At 70.4% G+C, this 18539-nt stretch carries 17 protein-coding genes; 6 read left to right on the top strand and 11 right to left on the bottom strand.

Annotated features, from left to right (window positions below):
- The first annotated feature begins 51 nt into the window (after positions 1 to 51).
- Entirely contained in the window at positions 52 to 1998 is a 1947-nt protein-coding gene (locus AB0J16_RS24125) for a hypothetical protein (protein WP_358543226.1), read from the top strand.
- Here the strand turns inward: AB0J16_RS24125 and AB0J16_RS24120 are convergent.
- The 5 genes from AB0J16_RS24120 to AB0J16_RS24100 form a co-directional block, all read right to left on the bottom strand.
- Positions 1980 to 4007, bottom strand: coding sequence for a hypothetical protein (locus AB0J16_RS24120; RefSeq protein WP_358543224.1), 2028 nt, complete (start codon positions 4005 to 4007; stop codon positions 1980 to 1982). The genes AB0J16_RS24125 and AB0J16_RS24120 overlap by 19 nt on opposite strands.
- A gap of 101 nt (positions 4008 to 4108) precedes the next feature.
- Positions 4109 to 4243, bottom strand: a complete 135-nt coding sequence (locus AB0J16_RS24115; protein WP_358543222.1) for a hypothetical protein — start codon at positions 4241 to 4243, stop codon at positions 4109 to 4111.
- 35 nt (positions 4244 to 4278) lie between these two features.
- On the bottom strand, positions 4279 to 4404 hold the full coding sequence (locus AB0J16_RS24110; RefSeq protein ID WP_358543219.1) for a hypothetical protein: 126 nt from the start codon (positions 4402 to 4404) through the stop codon (positions 4279 to 4281).
- A 344-nt stretch (positions 4405 to 4748) separates the two neighbouring features.
- Positions 4749 to 5636 (bottom strand): SDR family oxidoreductase, encoded by an 888-nt coding sequence (locus tag AB0J16_RS24105; protein ID WP_358543216.1) that lies wholly within the window; start codon positions 5634 to 5636, stop codon positions 4749 to 4751.
- A gap of 2 nt (positions 5637 to 5638) precedes the next feature.
- The gene (locus tag AB0J16_RS24100) at positions 5639 to 6895 is read right to left on the bottom strand and encodes an MFS transporter (RefSeq protein WP_358543213.1); all 1257 of its coding nucleotides are present in this window, start codon (positions 6893 to 6895) and stop codon (positions 5639 to 5641) included.
- A gap of 79 nt (positions 6896 to 6974) precedes the next feature.
- On the opposite strand from AB0J16_RS24100, the gene AB0J16_RS24095 reads away from it, so the two are divergent.
- Positions 6975 to 7877, top strand: a complete 903-nt coding sequence (locus AB0J16_RS24095; RefSeq protein WP_358543210.1) for a LysR family transcriptional regulator — start codon at positions 6975 to 6977, stop codon at positions 7875 to 7877.
- Positions 7878 to 8156: 279 nt separating this feature from the next.
- On the opposite strand, the gene AB0J16_RS24090 is transcribed toward AB0J16_RS24095, so the two are convergent.
- Positions 8157 to 8804 carry a CGNR zinc finger domain-containing protein gene (locus AB0J16_RS24090; RefSeq protein WP_358543207.1) on the bottom strand — a complete coding sequence of 216 codons (648 nt, stop codon included), beginning with the start codon at positions 8802 to 8804 and terminating at the stop codon, positions 8157 to 8159.
- Positions 8805 to 8871: 67 nt separating this feature from the next.
- On the opposite strand from AB0J16_RS24090, the gene AB0J16_RS24085 reads away from it, so the two are divergent.
- Complete coding sequence (locus tag AB0J16_RS24085; protein ID WP_358543204.1) at positions 8872 to 9261, top strand: RidA family protein; 390 nt, start codon at positions 8872 to 8874, stop codon at positions 9259 to 9261.
- Between the two features lie 36 nt (positions 9262 to 9297).
- Here the strand turns inward: AB0J16_RS24085 and AB0J16_RS24080 are convergent, their stop codons facing one another.
- Positions 9298 to 9762 carry a hypothetical protein gene (locus AB0J16_RS24080; protein ID WP_358543201.1) on the bottom strand — a complete coding sequence of 155 codons (465 nt, stop codon included), beginning with the start codon at positions 9760 to 9762 and terminating at the stop codon, positions 9298 to 9300.
- 115 nt (positions 9763 to 9877) lie between these two features.
- The gene (locus AB0J16_RS24075) at positions 9878 to 10756 is read right to left on the bottom strand and encodes a helix-turn-helix transcriptional regulator (protein ID WP_358543198.1); all 879 of its coding nucleotides are present in this window, start codon (positions 10754 to 10756) and stop codon (positions 9878 to 9880) included.
- Positions 10757 to 11018: 262 nt separating this feature from the next.
- On the opposite strand from AB0J16_RS24075, the gene AB0J16_RS24070 reads away from it, so the two are divergent.
- Both AB0J16_RS24070 and AB0J16_RS24065 read left to right on the top strand, forming a co-directional pair.
- Entirely contained in the window at positions 11019 to 13979 is a 2961-nt protein-coding gene (locus AB0J16_RS24070) for a glycosyl hydrolase (RefSeq protein WP_358543195.1), read from the top strand.
- Between the two features lie 132 nt (positions 13980 to 14111).
- The gene (locus AB0J16_RS24065; protein ID WP_358543192.1) at positions 14112 to 14621 is read left to right on the top strand and encodes a MarR family transcriptional regulator; all 510 of its coding nucleotides are present in this window, start codon (positions 14112 to 14114) and stop codon (positions 14619 to 14621) included.
- A 94-nt stretch (positions 14622 to 14715) separates the two neighbouring features.
- On the opposite strand, the gene AB0J16_RS24060 is transcribed toward AB0J16_RS24065, so the two are convergent.
- Positions 14716 to 15465 (bottom strand): NADPH-dependent F420 reductase, encoded by a 750-nt coding sequence (locus AB0J16_RS24060; RefSeq protein WP_358543189.1) that lies wholly within the window; start codon positions 15463 to 15465, stop codon positions 14716 to 14718.
- 98 nt (positions 15466 to 15563) lie between these two features.
- Between AB0J16_RS24060 and AB0J16_RS24055 the strand changes: the two genes are divergently transcribed.
- Positions 15564 to 16178 carry a TetR/AcrR family transcriptional regulator gene (locus tag AB0J16_RS24055; RefSeq protein ID WP_358543187.1) on the top strand — a complete coding sequence of 205 codons (615 nt, stop codon included), beginning with the start codon at positions 15564 to 15566 and terminating at the stop codon, positions 16176 to 16178.
- Positions 16179 to 16320: 142 nt separating this feature from the next.
- On the opposite strand, the gene AB0J16_RS24050 is transcribed toward AB0J16_RS24055, so the two are convergent.
- Both AB0J16_RS24050 and AB0J16_RS24045 read right to left on the bottom strand, forming a co-directional pair.
- Positions 16321 to 17502 carry an erythromycin esterase family protein gene (locus AB0J16_RS24050; RefSeq protein WP_358543185.1) on the bottom strand — a complete coding sequence of 394 codons (1182 nt, stop codon included), beginning with the start codon at positions 17500 to 17502 and terminating at the stop codon, positions 16321 to 16323.
- A 72-nt stretch (positions 17503 to 17574) separates the two neighbouring features.
- The gene (locus tag AB0J16_RS24045; RefSeq protein ID WP_358543182.1) at positions 17575 to 18288 is read right to left on the bottom strand and encodes a haloacid dehalogenase type II; all 714 of its coding nucleotides are present in this window, start codon (positions 18286 to 18288) and stop codon (positions 17575 to 17577) included.
- Between the last annotated feature and the right edge of the window lie 251 nt (positions 18289 to 18539).

Below are 18539 nucleotides of genomic sequence, written 5' to 3'. Positions count from 1 at the left end.
GCCAGGCGAGAAATTACGGTCAAGGCCGTTATATCTCTCTTGGAGGGACCTATGCGCATCCTCGCTGTGGCATTAGCCATCGCACTGTCCATCACATCTCCGGTCAAGGCCGAAACCGCTGCGCCTCCGACAGGCTGCGGCTTCCAGAGCCTGGGCACCCTGCCGCTCACCGGCGCCACCACCGCGGGCACGGCGCGCGACGGCGCCCGCGTCTACTCGGTCACCTCCAGCGCGTCCGGCCCCGCGATGCTCGGCATCAGGAACGCGGCGGACGCCACTCTGGTCGCCGAACGGCCGCTGCCGTACGCGCTCGGCTCCTGGGCCGTCACCGTCGCCCCCGATCACTCCGTCTACGTGGGCAGCTACAACGCCACGGCCGGGGCCATGGGCCGGCTCTTCCGCTACGACCCCGCCACCGACAAGGTCAGCGAACTGGGCATCGCCGTGCCGGGCGAGACGTTCGTGTGGACCGTGGCCGCCAGCCCCGACGGCTCCGCCGTCTACGGCGGCACCTCGCCCAACGGCCGGCTCTTCCGCTACGACACGGCCACCGGGCAGATCTCGGACCTGGGCAGCCCGGTGCCGGGCGAGCAGTACATACGCGACCTCGCCATCGCCAAGGACGGCACGATCTACGCCGGCATGGGCGCCGCGAGCATGAAGGTGGCGGTGTTGAAGCCCGACGGCACCCTGATCAAGGTCATCGACCCACCGATCCAGGGCAGCGGCTATGCCTACGACCTGGACGTGGTGGCCGGTCGCCTGCTGGTCCGCTTCGGCACCTCCACCGGCGCCAACCCCATGGGCGTCTACGACCTGGCCGGGAACCGATGGCGCGACGTGGTGGAGGACGTCGACAGCCTCACCGTCGGCGGCGGGGCCCGCGGCGAGCGCGTCTACCTGTTCCAGGGCGAAGAGCTCGCCGTCTACGACATCAAGCGCCGGAAGACGACCCGGCTCGGCTTCACCGACTTCGGCGGCGGCGCCGCCCGCCCGCTGGGCTGGATCGGCCACACGCTCGTCGGCACCTCCTCCACCGGCCGTATGTGGCACTACGACCGCAAGAGCGGCCGGGGCAAGTTGTTCGATTCCACGTTGACCGGCCAGCCCGTCTCCATCAGGTCGATGGGGGTCGGCCCTGACGGCCGCGTCTACGCGGGCGGCTTCTTCACCGGCGGCCTGGCCGCCTATGACCCGGTGACCGGCGCGGCACAGTTCTGGCCGAACGTCGGCCAGAGCGAGGGCATCGTCACCCACAAGGGCAAGCTCTACCTCGGTGTCTACCCCGGCGCCCGCATCTACGAGTTCGACGGCACCGAGCCCCGGCTGCTGCTCGGCCTCGCCGACCAGGAGCAGGACCGGCCCTTCGCCATGGTCTCGGCCGGCGACTGGCTCGCCTTCGGCACCGTGCCCAAGGCCGGCACGGTCGGCGGCGCTCTGGGGCTGCTCGACCCCGCCACCGGCAGGTCGGTGATCAGGCGCGACCTCATCCCGGGTCACAGCATCATCGCCCTGGCCTACCGCGACGGCGTCCTGTACGGCACGACGTCGGCGTTCGGCGGCACCAGCACCCCTCAGGGCGAAGCCCGTGCCTTCGCCTACGACATCGCCACCGACACCCTCAAGTGGACCAGCACCCCGGTGCCCGGCGACCTGGCGCTCGGCTCGATCACCTTCGACGGCGAGGGCAGGCTCTGGGGGCTCACGCCGGACACGCTCTTCGAGCTCGACCCGGCCACGGGCCAGACCCTGCGCAGTGTGCGGCACCAGACCTACCCGTGGTCCACCGCCACCCAGGTCTGGCTCGACACCAACATCGAGCTGGGCCGCGACGGCATGCTGTACGGCAAGGTGCAGGGCAAGGCCTACCGGATCGACCGGGCGGCGATGACGCTCACGCTCATCGCCCGCCCGATCTCGATCCTGCTCAAGGGCCCGGACCAGCACATGTACCTGTCACGCTTCGAGAACTTCTCCACCTACCGGCTCTGCGGCTGATACCTGAACAACCGCGGCCCCTCGGCGAAGTAGACGTCCCCGGACCTGTGCACCGCGAGCTGGTGCACAGGTCCCTGCCGCAGCACCGTCCGCCGCCCGGAGACCGGGTCCAGCGCGAACACCTCCGTCCCCGCGTGCGCGCCGTACAGCAGGCCGTCCCTCCTGTTGAGGGAGAGTGCGCCGCTCGCGCTCGTACTCGACGAGAGGGTGACCTTGGAGACCACCTTGCGGGCCGCCACGTTCACCGCGAACACCTCGCCGCCCGCGATCCCCCACAGCCGCCCGCGGCGGTCGAAGGTGAGCGCCGGGATGGCCGGCTTGCCCGGCGCGGGGACGATCTCCCAGAGCAGCCGGTTCTCCCGCACCGACCAGGCGAACAGCTTGGCCTCGGGCTGGGTGGGCGGGGTGGCCGCCTGGCCGCCGTAGATCGAGGTGCCGCCGTAGACGACGCCGTCGCGGTAGGCCAGCGACACGATGCTCTGGTCCTGTACGACGTTGCGCGCGGCGTGTTTCAGCTCGCCCTTCACCGGATCCCACACCGCCAGCACCCCGCCGAGCTGACCGAGGTCGGGCATCGTACCGGCGACCAGGTAGCGCCCCGCCGACACCAGGGCGCGCGGCCTGATCTGCTTGTCGGCCGCGAGGTCGAACAGCCTGGCCGGGTTGGGCGCCGGTCCCGGCTCCGGGCTGGGCGAGTACTCGGTGCTGTTCCACGGCAGCGCGGGGTCGTAGGCGTAGACCCTGGCCTCGGGGTAGGCGCCGACGTACAGCTTGCCGGCGTGCGCGGTCATGGCCTCGCTCTGGGAGAAGGTGTGGAATTCGGCCCGCTCCCCTGTCTTCGGGTCGAGCGCGGCGAACCCGCCGTTGAGGAAGCCACCGGCGTAGACGCGGCCGTCCGGACCATCGGCGATGGCGGTGATGTCGATCGGCTCGCCCTTGATGCCGGTCTGTACGAACGAGCGCGCGCCGGTCTGCGGGTTGTAGCGGAACATCAGCCCCCTCCACAGCAGCCCGACCAGGCTCTTGCCGGGATAGTCGGGCAGGCCCAGCTCCGCCCAGCCGATGCCCCGGGTGTTCGCCACCCGCCCCGTGAACGGCATCCCGGTCCCGGTCACCGTACGGGTGCGCGGGTCGTAGCACACCAGCTCGGCGGCCTTGACGAAGTAGACGCGGCCCTGGTCGTCGGGCGGTGAGACGTCGAGGCCGTGGGCCGACTCGACGGTGTCCGTCCAGGCATGGGCGGCGATGTCCCAGACGTGCAACGGCCCCGGGAAGGCGCTGCCGAACCTGACATAGAGGAACCCGCCGACGGCGTTGACGTCGTAGGCCCACTTGTCGGTGAGGTCCAGCCCCGGCGGGGCGGGCAGCCGCTCGGCCACGCCCGTGGCGGCATCGACCTCGAAGACGGCCGCCGGGGCTTCCGTACCCGCGTAGATCTTGCCGTTGGCGTGGGAGACGCTGCGGACGTAGGCGTGCGACGGGGACAGCCGGCCGTAGTCCCGGACGCCGCCGGCCGGGTCGTAGCCGAACAGCCGGCCGCCTGGTGACGTACCGCCGTAGACGGTCGCGCCCTCGCCGGCCGCCACGGACCAGATGAAGTTCTCCGACGGCAGGGGGCGGCCCAGGTCGGCGACGCCGCCCTGGCGGGTCCAGCGGTAGAGGCGGCCGTCGCCGTACGTGCCGGCGTAGAGGCTGCCGTCGGGCGTCGCGTCCACCGCCCAGGACCCGGCGGCGCCCGGCAGGTCGAACCGGCCGCGTTCGGCGCCGGTGGCGGGGTCGACGGCGTTGAGGTGGGCGGGGGTACCCGAGGAGGCGCCCCAAAGCGCCGCCTGGCCGTCTGGGCCGGGAGCCACGACGCCGCCGAGGAGGAGCACGTCCTGCAGCGGGACGCCGAGATCGGTCACCCGGCCCGTCCGGTGCCGGTCGGCCGCGCTGTGGGCGGGGGGCGCCACGCTCAGCAGCATGGCGGCGCTGAGCCCCACCGCCAGGATTCTCCTGATTAAGGTCATGACCGAAATCTAGGAAGTAGGGGGGTGACGGTCAAGTACTCCTATTACGGCTAGGGCCGTAGTCGGCCTAGGAGGACGCGATGGCGACTCACGACCGCAGCTCAGGGGCGGGGGATCGCGACGGCGGTGTACGGGGTGGTGGGGGTCGGGCTGGTGTCGAAGCGGGGGTTGGGGAGGTACAGCCGGGACCCGAAGGCCGCCACGGTCGCCGGCACGTCGAACCGGCGATCACTCACCCGCCGCACGACGCGGCCGCTGGTCCCCGCCGCGTTCAGCGGAACAGTCCGCCGGTGTTCGACTGCACGACGATCAGGCCCCGACCGTCCGGAGTCGGGGTGATGCCGTTGGCGTTGAAGCCGTCGCCGTACACCAGATCCCCGGTGAGCGGGATCCGCACCGCGCGTCATCACCCGTGCCGCCCGCCACGAACAGCCGTCCGCGCGGGTCGGTCTTCATCCCGAGTGACGGTGTGCCGGGCCCGCGGCTGATGATCGCGCCGCGTCCGGTGCGCAGGTCGGCGCGGTAGAGGGAGCCGTCGGCCATGGAGCCGATGAAGGCGAACGGGCCGGGTCCGATGGCGATGCCCTCGGGTTGGAAGCCGTCGGGTAACGAGAGGGAGGTCGGAGACGTCCTGGCCCGCCGGTCCGATGTCGCTCCGGCGGAACCGCCCATGGTGATGGCCAGCATGAGTGCGGCGAGAGTCGCACCAAATCCCGTGATTGGTCGCATGGTCTGATGCCTTCAGTCGTTGCCGGCGGCCGGGGCGAACGCGGCGGCGTGGTCGCGGGCGAAGTCGGCGACGTCGCGCGGCGGGCGGCCGAGAAGGTCGGCGACCGTATCGGTGATGAAGTCTCCCCAGCCGGATTCATACGCCTGCGCGTACTCCTCCAGCATGTCGACGATCCACCGCGGAACGCCGTAGCCGAGCAGTGTCTTGCGCTTGGCGTCGTCGCTGACCGGCACGTGCGTGATGGACCTGCCGAGAGCGAGACCCAGGTGGCCGGCGACCTCGTCGAACGTCAGCGAGCGCGGGCCGGTGAGGGTGTACGTCTGGCCGTGGTGGCGATCCGGGTCGTCGAGGAGCACGCGGGCCGCGCACTCGGCGATGTCGCGTGCGTCGATCATGCCGACCCGCGCCGCGGCCATGTTCAGCGAGAAGGTGCCGGTGGCGGCGAGGTCGCCCGCCTCGTTCAGCAGGTTCTGCATGAACCAGTGGGGACGCAGGATCGTCCAGCGCATGCCGCACCGTTCGGTCTCCCGGTCCGACAGCGCGTGCAACCTGCCGCTGCGGTTCGGCGCGTCGTGCGCCGCGCCGACGACGGACAGGCGCACGACGCGCTCCACGCCGGCCTGGCGGGCGGCCCACACGGCGTTCATGTTGTGCTCCGGAGCGCGCGGGCTGTTCGGGGTGAGCAGCCACACGTCCTGCACGCCCTCGAAGGCGGGCGGCAGCGACCGGGCGTCGTCGAGGTCACCGACGAAGACCTCGGCGCCCCGCTCGCGCGGGCCGGCCGCTTTGGACTCTTCGCGGACGAGAGCCCGGAGGTCCACATCGGCGCCTTCCAGCGCGTTGATCAGTGCGGTGGACACGGTTCCGGTGGCGCCGGTGATCAGCACGGTACGCGACATGCTCATTCTCCCTTGGTGGAGGTACGGACGAGGTCGCGGACGACCTTAGGGGGCTTGCCTGTCGCCCGGTCGACGATGACGCGCTCCAGGATCCAGAGCACGAGGGTCCCGGCCGAGAGGGTGGCGCCCAGGACGCACACGCCGGTCCAGCCGCTGTTCGCCCAGACCGCCGAGGCCAGCGCGGACCCCACCGCGCCGCCGACGAACAGGGAGGTCATGAAGGCGGAGTTGATCCGGTTGCGGGCCTCGGGCCGGAGTGCGTAGAGGACGTTCTGGCTGCTGTTGAGCACCGCCTGATGGGCCAGGTCCAGCACGATCACGCCGGCGAGCAGCAAGACCAGCGAGTGCGCCCCGGCCGCGAGCGCCAGCCAGGACGCCACCAGCAGGACCGTCCCGGCGCCGGAAACGATCTGCACGTACCCGCGGTCGGCCAGCCGCCCGGCCACCGTGGCGGTCAGCGCGCCCACGGCACCGGCCAGCCCGAACAGGCCGATGGCCGACTCCGGCCAGCCGTACGGCGAGCCCGCCAGCAGGAAGGTCAGCGCCGTCCACAGCACGCTGAACGAGGCGAGGCTCAACGCGCCGATGCCCGCCCGCCACCGCAGCAACGGCTCGTACCGGAACATCGCCGCCGTCGAGCGCAGCAGACCGACATAAGACCGGCGCCCACCGCCTCCGCCGAGTCGGGGAAGGAAGGCGCGCAGCAGCACGGCCATCAACGCCATCAGGATCGCGGTCACCCAGTAGACCGTCCGCCAGCCGCCCAGCTCCGACAGGGCTCCGGATGCCGTACGCGCCAGCAACAGGCCGAGCATCAGCCCGGTCATCACCGTGCCGACCACCCGGCCACGCTCGGCCGGAGCCGCCAGCGTCGCCGCGAACGGCACCACGACCTGCGCGCCCACCGAGGTCAGCGCGGTGAGGGCCGTACTGACCAGGAGGACCATGCCATGGGGAGCGATGGCCGAGACCAGCAGGAACACCGCGGTCGCCGCGTAGAGCGACATGGCGAGCCGCCGCCGCTCCACCAGGTCGCCGAGCGGCACCAGCAGGACCAGCCCCAGTGCGTACCCGATCTGCGCGGCCGTCACCAACAGCGCCGCCCGTGATGACCCGATCCCCAGCTCCCGGCCGATCAGGTCGAGCAGCGGCTGCGCGAAGTAGTTGCCCGCGACGGCCAGCCCGGTCGCCACCGACATGAGCAGGAGCAGCCCGCGTGACAGGCCGCCGTCCGTGTTGTGAGGTCTCATCGCCGTCATGCCCCTACCTTGGGCGACAGGAGATCAATGAGTCCAACGCATGTTTGTCATCGGACCGATCGTGTATCACGATTGATCCATGGAACTGCAGCAGATGCGCTACGTCGTCGCGGTCGCGGAGACGAGCAACTTCACCCGCGCCGCCGAGCAGTGCCTGGTCGTCCAGTCCGCGCTGAGCCACCAGATCGCCCGCCTGGAGCGCGAGCTGGGTGCCAAGCTGTTCGAGCGCACCAGCCGCCGCGTCCGGCTGACCCCCGCCGGCGCGGCGTTCCTGCCCGCGGCCCGCCAGGCTCTCGACGCCGCCGAACGCGCCCGCGCCGAGGTGGCGGCCGCCGCCGGCGAGATCCGCGGCCGGCTCGCCATCGGCACCATCCCCACGGTCGCGGCGGTCGATCTGCCGGCCGCGCTGAAGGAGTTCCACCTGCGGCATCGGCAGGTACGGATCAGCCTCCGCTCGGGCGCGAGCGAGGATCTCATCGAAGGGGTGAGCCAGGGCACCCTGGACGTCGCCTTCCTGGGGCTTCCCCTGGGCGTGCGCCCCAAGGGAGTCCGCGGCCGCGAACTGGCGCGCGGCGACCTCGTCGCCCTGGTCGCGCCCGACCACCCGCTGGCGGACGAGCAGCGTGTGGACCTGCGTCAACTGGCGGACGAACCGTTCGTCGACTTCCCCCCGGGCACCGCCGCGCGGGCCCAGTCGGACGAGGCGTTCGCGGCGGCCGGGGTGCGGCGGGAGGTCGCCTTCGAGGTGACGACCGTGGACTTCATCACTCGCCTGGTTCGGCAGGGCCTGGGCATCGGGATGCTGCCCGCCGCGTTCGTGGCCGAACTCGCCGATCTGCCCGTCCTCCAGCTTCGCGACGCTCCCGCCCGTATGGAGCACCTCATCTGGAGTCGCTTCTCTCCCTCCCCCGTCGCCGCGGCGTTCCTGTCCGCCCTCGGCATCTCGGCGGCGGAATCCGCGGTGGCGGTTCCCGACGAATAGGTCAAGAAAGCGCTCAACGGCCGCGGCGTCGCCTGCGCCGTCCTTCACCAACGCCACGGCCAGCGGCGCGAGCGTGCAGTGATCGGAACTGTTCGCGACGCCTCAACCACGTACGGCAAGGTTTCCGTGATCGAACTGGCAGGCGACAACCAAGCTGGCGGTGGGATCACTTCCTGGATTCATCGGTACGACCAGGCCGCCGGACGGGCCTCGCCTTCGGCATGCCGTGAGCAAGACGTGAAACCTGCGCGCTGACGTTCCCCGGGCCGGATGGCGGCATCAGCCGCCATCCGGCTCCGTGGTGCGCCGGGCGCGGTGCGCCCGGAGTTTGTGGCGGTTGCCGCAGCGCTCCATCGCGCACCAGCGCCGGGCCCCCGGGCGGGAGGAGTCGACGAACACGAGCGGGCAGTCGTCGCTCGCGCACTCGCGGATGCGCCCGGAGAGCGGCCCGGACAGCAGCTCGATCATCTCCCGCGCCAGCGTCGACAGCGCTTGCGTCGCCCGCACGGGCGACACCCACCCCGCGGTCGCGCCTCCGGCGACCGACGCGGAGACCGACGCCGAGACCGACGCGGAGACCAGCTCGGGAACCAGCGGCGCTTCGGCCGCGGCCCGGTTGATGGTCGCGACCGCCTCGGCGGGGAGAGGGCGACGCGCGGCCTGGGCGTGCGCCGCGTCCCAGATCGCCTGGCGGAGGGCCTTGGCCGCGATCAGTTCGCGGGCCGTCACGGGGACCGTCATGACCGCGGCCAGCGGCGGCTCGGCCAGCCATTCGCCCAGGTCGGCAGGCTCGTGCAGGGTTTCGAACACCGCGTAACGACCCTCGCCGCCCGTGTGGGCGAAGTCCAGGCAGACTGCGCCGGCGTCGAACCAGAACGACCCTCCCTTGGGGTCGTGCAGCATCCGGCCGGTTGTGCTCATACGCATGAAACCACTATAACTGGTGTCGTACGAAACCACTATTACTGGTGTCAGCGTCAGAGGAGGGCGACACATGAGCACACGGCACATCAACCCCGAGGGACTCCACCGCAGCCCGGCCTTCAGCCAGGCCGTCGTGGTCGAACAGCCGACCAAGACGATCTACATCGGCGGGCAGAACGGCGTCGACGCCGACGGCAAGGTCGTCGGTCCCACGGTCGGGGAGCAGGCCAGGCAGGTGTTCCGCAACCTCGCGGCCATCTTGGCGAGCGAGGGGGCGAGCCTGGCGAACATCGTGCACTGGCGCATCGCCGTGGTGGACGGCCACACCTTCGACGAGGGCGTGGCCGCCTTCCAGGAGGTGTGGAACCGGGCCGACCCACCGCCGGCCATCACGGTGCACGTCGTCGCCGGCCTGGGCCCCGGGTTCCTCGTCGAGGTCGACGCCGTCGCCGTCGTGTGACCCCCCGCGTCGCCGCGCGGGGGGCGTCCCGGTAGGTCACGAAGGGCAGGTGTCGCCCGGCCAGCCGTACCAGATCTCGGGGCTGTCGCCGATCCGGATGATGGGGCCGCCGTTGATGCGGATGTAGGCGTGCGAGTGCAGCTTGTGGCAGCCGGGCTCCCTGGCGATGCCGTTGTCGCCGGCGACCAGCGGGTAGTGTCCCTTGGCGCAGGAGAAGGGGTCGGTCACCACCTCCCCTTCCCACTTGCCGCCCTCCCACAGCTCCAGGTACAGCCGGCAGCCGGAGGTGCTGGCCGGGGTCTTGTTCACGTAGACGTCGGGGAAGGTCAGGATGGGTTGGTCCAGGTCCGAGAGGCACACACCCATCTGGTAGCCCTGGATGGTGGAGCTCTCCTTGCAGCCGCCCTTGGACGCGGCCGCCGGGCCGGCCATCAGGGACAGCGCGACCATCGCCACGGCCGCCGTGGCGGCGAGCCTGCCCTTGCGGAGTCTCGGGATCATGCCTGCTCTCCTTGCCGGTGAGGGGTACGCGACGATGGGGACGTTATCCCTGGTCAAGCCGCCGCGACCCGAAGCGGACCAAACGGGAACCGTTCCCGGACCATCGGTGAACCGGCTACCAGGCCACGCCGTCCACGGCGACGATGAGCGGCCGGTCGGACTCCGACCAGATCTGCATGCCGATCGCGTGCACGCGGTCCACCTGCGGGACGGTCCAGGTGAACGCGGACCAACCCGCGGTGGACGGCAGGTGGACCTCCGTCTCGCCGGTCTCCGGGGCCCAATGGGGTTTGGAGGCCGAGTCGTAGGCGAAGAACCGGACGCCGCCGGACTGACGTCCCGGGACCCAGAGGTGGAAGGTCACCTTCATCCCGGTACGCAGGCCGGTGAGGTCGTGCGTGGTGCCCACGGCGGAGTAGCCCTTGGACGAGGACGCGCCGGCGACCGTGACCAGGAGGCTGTGGCGGCCCTCGTACGCCATGCTCGTCGTCACCTCGGCCTGGGCGACCTGCGGGCCGTACAGGATGACCCAGTCGTCGGTGTCGCGCTCGAACCCGACCCGGACCGTCGCGGCGGCGCCGCCCGTGATCAGTGGGAACGTCACCACCGCGCCGACCGTCAGGGCGACGAGCAGCACGATTGCGGACAGGATCAGCCCACGCCGCCTGCGAGGTGGCTCGGGCACCGGCTCCAACCCCGACTCGGACGGCGGGTCGAGCAGGAGGGCGGCGGCGTGGCCCGCGCGTTCGGCCAGGGCCTTCTCCCGCAGGTTGAGCAGGTGGCCGTCGGCTATGTCCAGGACCTTCTCGCAGGCCGTCAGCAGGTCCTCCGGCGGAATGCGCCGTCCGTGCTCGTAGTCGACGAGCGTGCCGTGCCCGCTCAGCCCGATCTGACCGGCCAGCTTGCGCAACGACATGCCGCGCGCCACCCGGTGGCCGCGCAGGGTGGCGCCGAGCAGGCGCGCGTAGTGGTTGTCCGGCCTCGGAACCGTCATATCCGCTCCACGCCACTGGCTGACATTTCGGGTAGTTCCGGCTCGGACCGCTGGCGGCCGCGTCCACTGATCTCAAGCTTGCCGCGAAGCCGAGACGCTGTCGAGCCACTGTCGAGCCGTTGTTCCGAGGCGTACGCGAGAGCTCACAAGTTTCCTCAGGACAATTTATTGTTTCCTCACGACATTGTTTTCTGCTGTTGCGCGCCCTAGTGTCGGTCCGGCGGGCACTCTCAGGGCCCCATTGACGTTCAGGGAGAAACGCGTGTCACTTGACGACCTCGCCCGCATGATCGCCGACCCGTCGATCGAGTTCCGGCCCGAGCTGCGCTGGTGGCTGGCGGAGGGCCTGCACACCGACGAGACGCTGATCCGCGAGATCGACACCGCGCACCGGCTGGGTTTCGGCGGGATGGAGTTCCTCGCGATGGACGAGGGCGCCATCGACCACTCTCGCTACGGCTGGGGCGCGGAGGAGTGGGTGCACGACTCCCAGGTGGTCGTCGAAGAGACCACTAAGCGGAACATGTCGGTGAGCTTCACCTCCGGCACGAACTGGTCGAACGCGAATCTCCCCACGATCACCCCCGACGACCCGGCCGCGGCCCAGGAGCTCGACGTGGTGTTCGAGGACCTCGCCCCTTCGAGCTCCCGCAGCGGGGCGCTGCCGCGCGTCGACCTGGACGCCGAGCCGCCGACGCTGCACATTCCCGGCCACCGCGGCAAGATCACCGAGCAGCACCTGGTGGCCGTCGTGGCCGCCCGCCTGCTGGAGAGCGGCGAGGCGGGCGCGATCCTCGACCTCGACTCCGTCGTCGACCTCTCCGACCAGGTGCGGGACGAGGCGCTGGAGTGGAGCGCGCCCGCCGACGGCGACTGGCGGCTGTTCGTCTTCTGGATGCACGGCACCGGACAGACCGCCTCCCCCTCGGCGTCGGTCAACTACACCGTCAACTACCTGGACCGGGACGGAGTCGACGCGGTCATCGACTACTGGGACTCGGTCGTCCTCACACCGGAGCTGCGCGAGCAGATCAGCCGCAACCCGCGCGCGCAGATGTACATGGATTCCCTCGAACTGTCCGTCTACGGCGCCGGGGGCATGTTCTGGGGGCGCACCCTCGCGCGGGAGTTCCGCGCCCGTCGCGGGTACGACCTCACCCGCTGGCTGCCCTTCCTGATCCGGTCCGCGCCCTTCATGGCTGTCAGCACGATCTACCAGAACGACGTGCGCGAGGAGCACCGCGTCACCGTCGAGAAGGTGCGCTTCGACTACGTGCGTACGCTCACCGACCTCTACATCGAGAACATGCTCCGCCCCTTCGCCGCGTTCCTGCACGCCAACGGGATTTCGCTCCGCGCCGAGATCAGCTACGGACTGCCGTTCGAGCTCACCCGGCCCGGGCCGGAGGTCGACGGCATCGAGACGGAGTCCCTGGAGTTCGGCGCGCAGATCGACGCCTATCGCTTGCTGGCCGGTCCGGCGCACCTGTTCGGCAAGCAGTACTCCTCCGAGACCGGCGCGACCACCCGAAATCACATGCTCGACCACCGCTTCTACGACCAGATCATCGCCACCCAGCTGGCGGCGGGGATCACCAAGACCGTGCTGCACGGCTGGGCGAGCACCGCGGGCGCGGAGGGTGTCACCCATTGGCCGGGACATGAGGGCATGTGGCCGATGTTCTCCGAGCGGTTCGACACACGTCAGCCCGCGGCGGAGTTCTACCCGCTGTGGAACAAGGCGATCGGCCGCTACCAGTGCGTCCTGCGGCAGGGCCGGCCGCGGATCGACGTGGGGATCCTCCGTACCGACCACTTCACCGACAACACCTCGGGGCTGGTCTTCCTCGACCAGGACGGGCGGCGGGTCCCGGACGAGGACGCCTACGGGCGCATGTGGATGCGCGACCGGGACAACCACTGGTGGCGGGACCTGGGCATGCAGGACGCCGGGTGGACCTACGAGTTCTTCGACGGCTCACTGCTGCTGCGCGAGGAGGTGTCGTTCGCGGACGGGCTAGTGCAGCCGCACGGCCCCGGCTACCAGGCGCTCGTCGTCTACCAGGACACGCTCGACCCGGACGTGGCGGTCAAGCTCCTGGAGTGGGCGCGGCAGGGGCTGAAGCTGCTCATCGTCAACGGCGCCACCGAGCTCAAGTGGCTCATGGCCGGCCAGTACACCACCCACCCCCATGCCGCCGCCCGCACTCCGGGGCTCGACGGCCGCGACGAGGAGCTCGCCCAGACGATGGCGCGACTCCGCGCGCTGCCGACCGTCGCCGAGGTGAACGCCCCGGCCGGCACCGTCGAGGCGCTGCGCGAACTCGGCATCGCCGGACGCGCCGAGTTCACCGGCGAGAACCGCAGCCTGCTCAGCCACCTGCGCGAGGACGGCGACCTGCTGCACCTGTACCTGTACCACTTCCTGTACGAGACCGGCGAGGCGGCCACGGTCGAGATCGCCCTCCCCGGCACCGGGACGGCTCACCGGATCGACCCCTGGACCGGCGACATCCGCCCTCATTCCGGCGTCCGGCACGAAGCGGGGCGGACGATCATCACCGTGAGCTTGGCGCCCGGGGAGACCGCGCTGTTCACGATCGACCGCTCGGCACGGCAGCCGTCAGGCTCCGAGCCCGTCGAGCCGCGCCTCCTCCAGGAGATCGTGGAGTGGACGACCACGGTCGAGAGCTGGGACGCCGGCGAGTTCGAGGTGATCAGCGAGGACCGCGGGCTCGGCTACGAGACCCGCGAGGTACGGCCCACCACCGCGATCACCCGCCTCGACGGCGGCCACGGCTCGCTCCGCCCGTGGAAGGACCTCCCCGAGGTCGGTCCCGACGTCAGCGGCGTCGGCGCGTACGACGCGACGTTCACCCTGGAGGAGGCGCCCGTCGCGGGGGCCAGGTACGTGCTGGACCTCGGATCGACGGCGGGTGGCCTCGGCTCCGTCCAGGTCAATGAGGGCACGGTCAAGGGCTTCGACACCTCCCGCCCGACCGTGGATGTCACCTCCGACCTGCGGCCCGGGGAGAACACGGTGACGGTCCGGGTGTCGAGTTCGCTGAACAACCGGCTGCTCGCCCGCGGCTACTACGACTCGATTCCCGACATCGCCGCACAGCTCGCCGGAGGCGCTGGGATGCAGCAGACCGAGGTACACGACCACGGCCTGCTCGGACCGGTGCGACTGCTGCTACTGCGCGAAGCGACGGCGAGCTGAGCCAGCCGGGAGGGGCGGGCTGAAGCGGCCGGGCCGGCGACCGGTCGCGCGGTGGGCCTCCGCATCCGGTCGCCCACCCGCCCGACCGGCAGTAGGGTTCCCGGGGATACAACGGGCGAGGAGAGGCACATCGTGACGCGGACACAACGCCACGAGCTGGACGATCAGGACATCGACCTGTCCTCCGTCATCGCCCCGGACCTCCTCGATCCGCGCGTCTCCCTCTCCTCGATCATCCACTGGGCGGACAGTCATGCGGTACGGCTGGCCCTCATGGCCGCCGTCGAATTCCCCGTCAACGATGTGCCGATGTTCCTCGTCGTGAACCAGCTCAGCTACCGGGGAGCGATGCGGCCCAGCGACCTCGCGCTGGCCCTCGGAACAGGGCGGGCCAATCTCACCAAGATCGCCCATCGCCTGCACGACGCGGGCCTCATCGTGCGTGTTCGCGAGCCATCGGACGAACGCAGCGTGCTGCTCGCCCTCACTCCCCGGGGACGGGAGATCGGGGAGCGGATCATGGAGTGCGTCCAGCAGGACCTTGAGTCGCTCCTGGCGGACTGGAGCGACGAGGACGTGGACACGCTCAAACGCCTCCTCGCCCGCTTTGCCCGCGACACGATGTGGCAACTGTCAACGTGAAAACTGCCGACGCCGAAAGGCCATGCCAGGTCGGGCTGAGTGGCCCCCACGCCATCGTGGGCGAGGGCGTCAGCCCGATCCCGGCCGCGCCGGACTACGCCACAGAGGGAAGCTTTCCGCCCGCCACGCCTCGGACGGCGCTGTCGATCAGTTCCTTCACCTGAGCGGCCGACACCGGGACGCCCGGGGTCTCGAAGAACCAGCGGAACGCCTCGTCCTGGCCGACCCCCTCGGGCATCTGCCCCGGGAAGTACGGCTGAACGTACACCGGCGTGCCCGGTTCGACGCGCCAGCTGTCGGCGAGTGACCCGGCGTCCACCGCGTCGTAGCCAAGGACGTCCAGCAGCGCGATCACCTCGGCCTTGGCGGCCGGGTCGTCACCCGCGATGGGCAGGGCGCTGCGGTCGGCGGCCCCGGCCGGCCGGGCGCTGGTGGACAGGCGGTGGAAGTCGATGTTGTTGAACGCCTTGACCAGGCGTGAGCCGGCCAGGTGCCGCTGCACCAGGGCGCTGGAGGTCAGCTCGTCGGAGTCCAGCTCGGCGATGCGTCCGTCGCGCTCCGGGTAGTAGTTCATCGTGTCGATCACGATCTTGCCCGCCAGAGCGGCGGCCGGCAGCTGCTCGTAGGCGTGCAGCGGAACGGTGGCCACGACCAGGTCACCGGCCTCGGCGGCCGCGGCCGGCGTGGCCGCGCGGGCCTGCCCGCCCAGCTCGGTCACGAGATCGGCGAGGGTCTCGGGGCCGCGCGAGTTGCTCAGAACGACGTTCAGGCCGGCGGCGACGGCGAGGCGGGCCAGCGTGCCGCCGATCATTCCGGTGCCTATGAGGCCGAGGGTCTTGGTCATGGCGTCTCCATCTCAGTGAGGAAATTTACGGGACATCTGCAAGATACAGCACACATGCAAGAATAAAGACACATGTACGGTAGGCTAGAGTTACGGATGTGGCAACGACCAGAGACAGCAATCCCCCGAAGGTCGACCTGCGCGTGCGACGCACCCAGGCGGCCCTGCGGCGCACTCTGATCCAGCTCGCCGAGGAGCGGGACCTGTCGCAGATCAGCGTCGCCGACGTCGCCGAGCGGGCCGAGGTGAGCCGTTCCGCCTTCTACTCCCATTACCGGGACGTACACGAGCTGGCTGAAGCCGCCTGCACCGCCATGGTCGACGACTTGATCGAGTCCCTGCCCGCCCTCGCCTGCGAGACGGCGGACGAGGCGCCGGACCCGATCCAGGCGCTGGCCGCGTTCTTCGCCAACCTCGCCGAGTACGCCGGTCTCTATCGCAGCCTGCTGGGGCCGCAGGGCAGCGCGCGCGTCATCGACCACGTACGCCGCCGCATCACCGCGACCATCCACCTCGCCGCATGCGCGTCACCGGTCGCGGCGCCTGAGGTCCCGCATGACGTACCCGCCGCGTTCACCGCCGGCGCGCTCATCGGCGTGGCCTCCGACTGGCTCCAGCGCGGATGCCCGCGGACACCGAACGAGATGGCCGCGTCGACCTGGCCCCTCCTCGCCGCCCTCCACCACCTCGACGGCACACCCACCCACCACTGAGGTGGTCGGCCATCTCCCCCCGAAGGGCATTCCCATCAAGGGGCCCCGGCCACGACAGGCCGTCACAGGCATTGAGGCGGTCGTGTGACGAACCGCGCCCAGGAAGGGACCCCTTTCGGGGACGGCGGCCACGATGGGTGGTTCAGATTTCCTTGACGAAGACGATGGCGTCGATCTGGTCGATGGTGGCCGGGTCGAGGGGCAGATAGGTGTGGTCGGCCGGCACGCGAGGCGTCAGCTTCCGGTCGAGGGTCTCGGCGAGGCGGCCGGGATCGATGACGGCGCGGGCGTGAGGCAGGGTCGACAGGAGCCCTTCGAGGGTGTCGGGATGAGGGACATCGGAGCCGCGGGTGCCGAAGGTGGCGGCGGCAAAGGCGTACTGGTCGCCGAGGTGGGTGCCGATGATGGCGCCCGCGCTCCACCACTGGAGCGACTGACCGGCGAACCACAAGTGACTCTTGTCGCGCTGCAGGTGGCGGTTGCCGGCGAACGCGAGCGTGGGGCCGCGACGGGCCTCGCGGCGGACGATGGAGTCGAGGTTGTCGGCCATCATCGCATCGCGCAGGCACATGAGCGTGCCGAGGCGGGTGGGCGCGGTGTCGGCCAGGCCGGCGTGATAGCGCAGGAGCCCGGCGGCGGTGCGGGCGTGCAGGTCGCCGCGCCACCAGTCGTCGAGTGAGGTGGTGGCCGCCAGGTGGGGGGCGTGCGCGGTGAGCAGCGCGCGCAGGTCGTCGGTGAGCAGGCGCAGTTCCTTGGCCCCGGGGGCGCGGCCGACGGACTCGGTGGGATCCATGATGCCCCGGTCGATCCAGCGTTCGTCGGATCCGAGCAGCTCGTCGAGGGTCTCGCGACTCCAGGCCAGGTCGAGGTGGGCGGCGAGGTAGTCGTACAGCGCGGTCAGGGCTGGGCGGGGACTGGCGACGCCGGTCACCTCCAGCGGGGCGTCGAAGCCGTAGAAGTGGAGCCGCTCGTGCGGAGAACGCTGCTCATTGTAGGCGCGCATCCAGCGCAGGAGCTCACGGTTGGCGGGTGAGGCGCCGAAGCCGTGGCTGAAGCCGCGGCTCATCACGTCGTCGAGGGTCGCGGTGCCGTCGGCGACGTACGCGTCGGCGGTCAGGGCCGCGAGGCAGTCGCTCTCCAAGGTGATCGAGCGGTAGCCCTCGTGCTCGACGAGGTGGTGGAAGAGCTCGTTGCGCAGTTCGAGGAAGGCTTCGACGCCGTGGGTGGGCTCGCCGAGGCCGAGCAGGCGGATGGCGGGAGACAGGAGCGCGGTGAGGGCGCCGCCGGTGAGGGGGCGGGCGGCGTCCCGGCTGAAGGCCGTCATGAATTCGACTGTATCGTTGAACCTTCTGTGTAAACTTTGGCGGCATTTCAGACTGTTTACGTGTGTGTACCGTCAAACAGCGTCGACCGCGTCCGCGAACGCGCCCATGGACGTGAAGGTCCAGTCCGGGGTGACATCGGCCGACGGCGCCGGCGTCGCTCCCCCTCCCGGGTTGTCATGACGGCGGTCGATCCACACCGTCGGCAGGCCCGCGGCCTTGGCCGGCACGTGGTCGTGGAACAGGCTCTGCGCCACGTGCAGCAACTTGCCGTCGGCCACTCCGAGCCGCCCGGCCTCGCCCACCAGCGCCGCGAAGTTACGGGGAGACGGCTTGTAGGAGCCGATGTCCTCAGCGGTGAGGATGCTGGTGAAGGTGACGCCGAGGCGCTTGTTCGAGCCGGCGAAGGAGGCCCGGTCCACGTTGGACAAGATGATGAGCTTGTACCGGCGCGCGAGCCGCTCGAGCGCCTCCGCCGAGTCGGGGAAGGCCGGCCAGTCAGGCACGGAGACCGCCAGCCGCTCTGCCTCCTCGTCGCTGACCGGCACGCCGAGTTTCGCACCCAGGCCCCGCATCGCGCGGGCCAGGATCCGGGGGTAGAGGTCGCTGGGGTGCTCGACCTCAGCCTGCGCCTCGTGCGGCGCGTACGCCGCCAGCAGTTGCTCGTCAGTCATCCGGAGACCGTGTGTGCCGGCCCACTTACGCAGGACGGCCGCGATGCCGGTCTCCCAGTCGATGAGGGTCCCGTAGCAGTCGAAGCTGAGGGCGTCGAAATCGCTGAAGGTCACCGTGCACGCTCCTGGGACGAGGTCTTCCGCACTGCGCCTACCAGGCCGGCGAACAGCCGACGGCACAGCTCGTCGGCGACGGCGCCCGCCACCGTAATCGGGTTAATCGACACGGTTAACCGTATAACAGGCAGTCAGGCGATCCGAGATCATCTGCCAGTCGTTGACAGCGCTCCTCATTGACAGCGCCCCGGAGATCGGACAACCTACCGGAACGGAAGATTATGCGGCAGTGCATAATTATGCAATTG

This window comes from Nonomuraea sp. NPDC049750 (assembly GCF_040659625.1).
GTDB lineage: Bacteria > Actinomycetota > Actinomycetes > Streptosporangiales > Streptosporangiaceae > Nonomuraea.
This window is presented reverse-complemented; position numbering and strand designations above follow the sequence as displayed.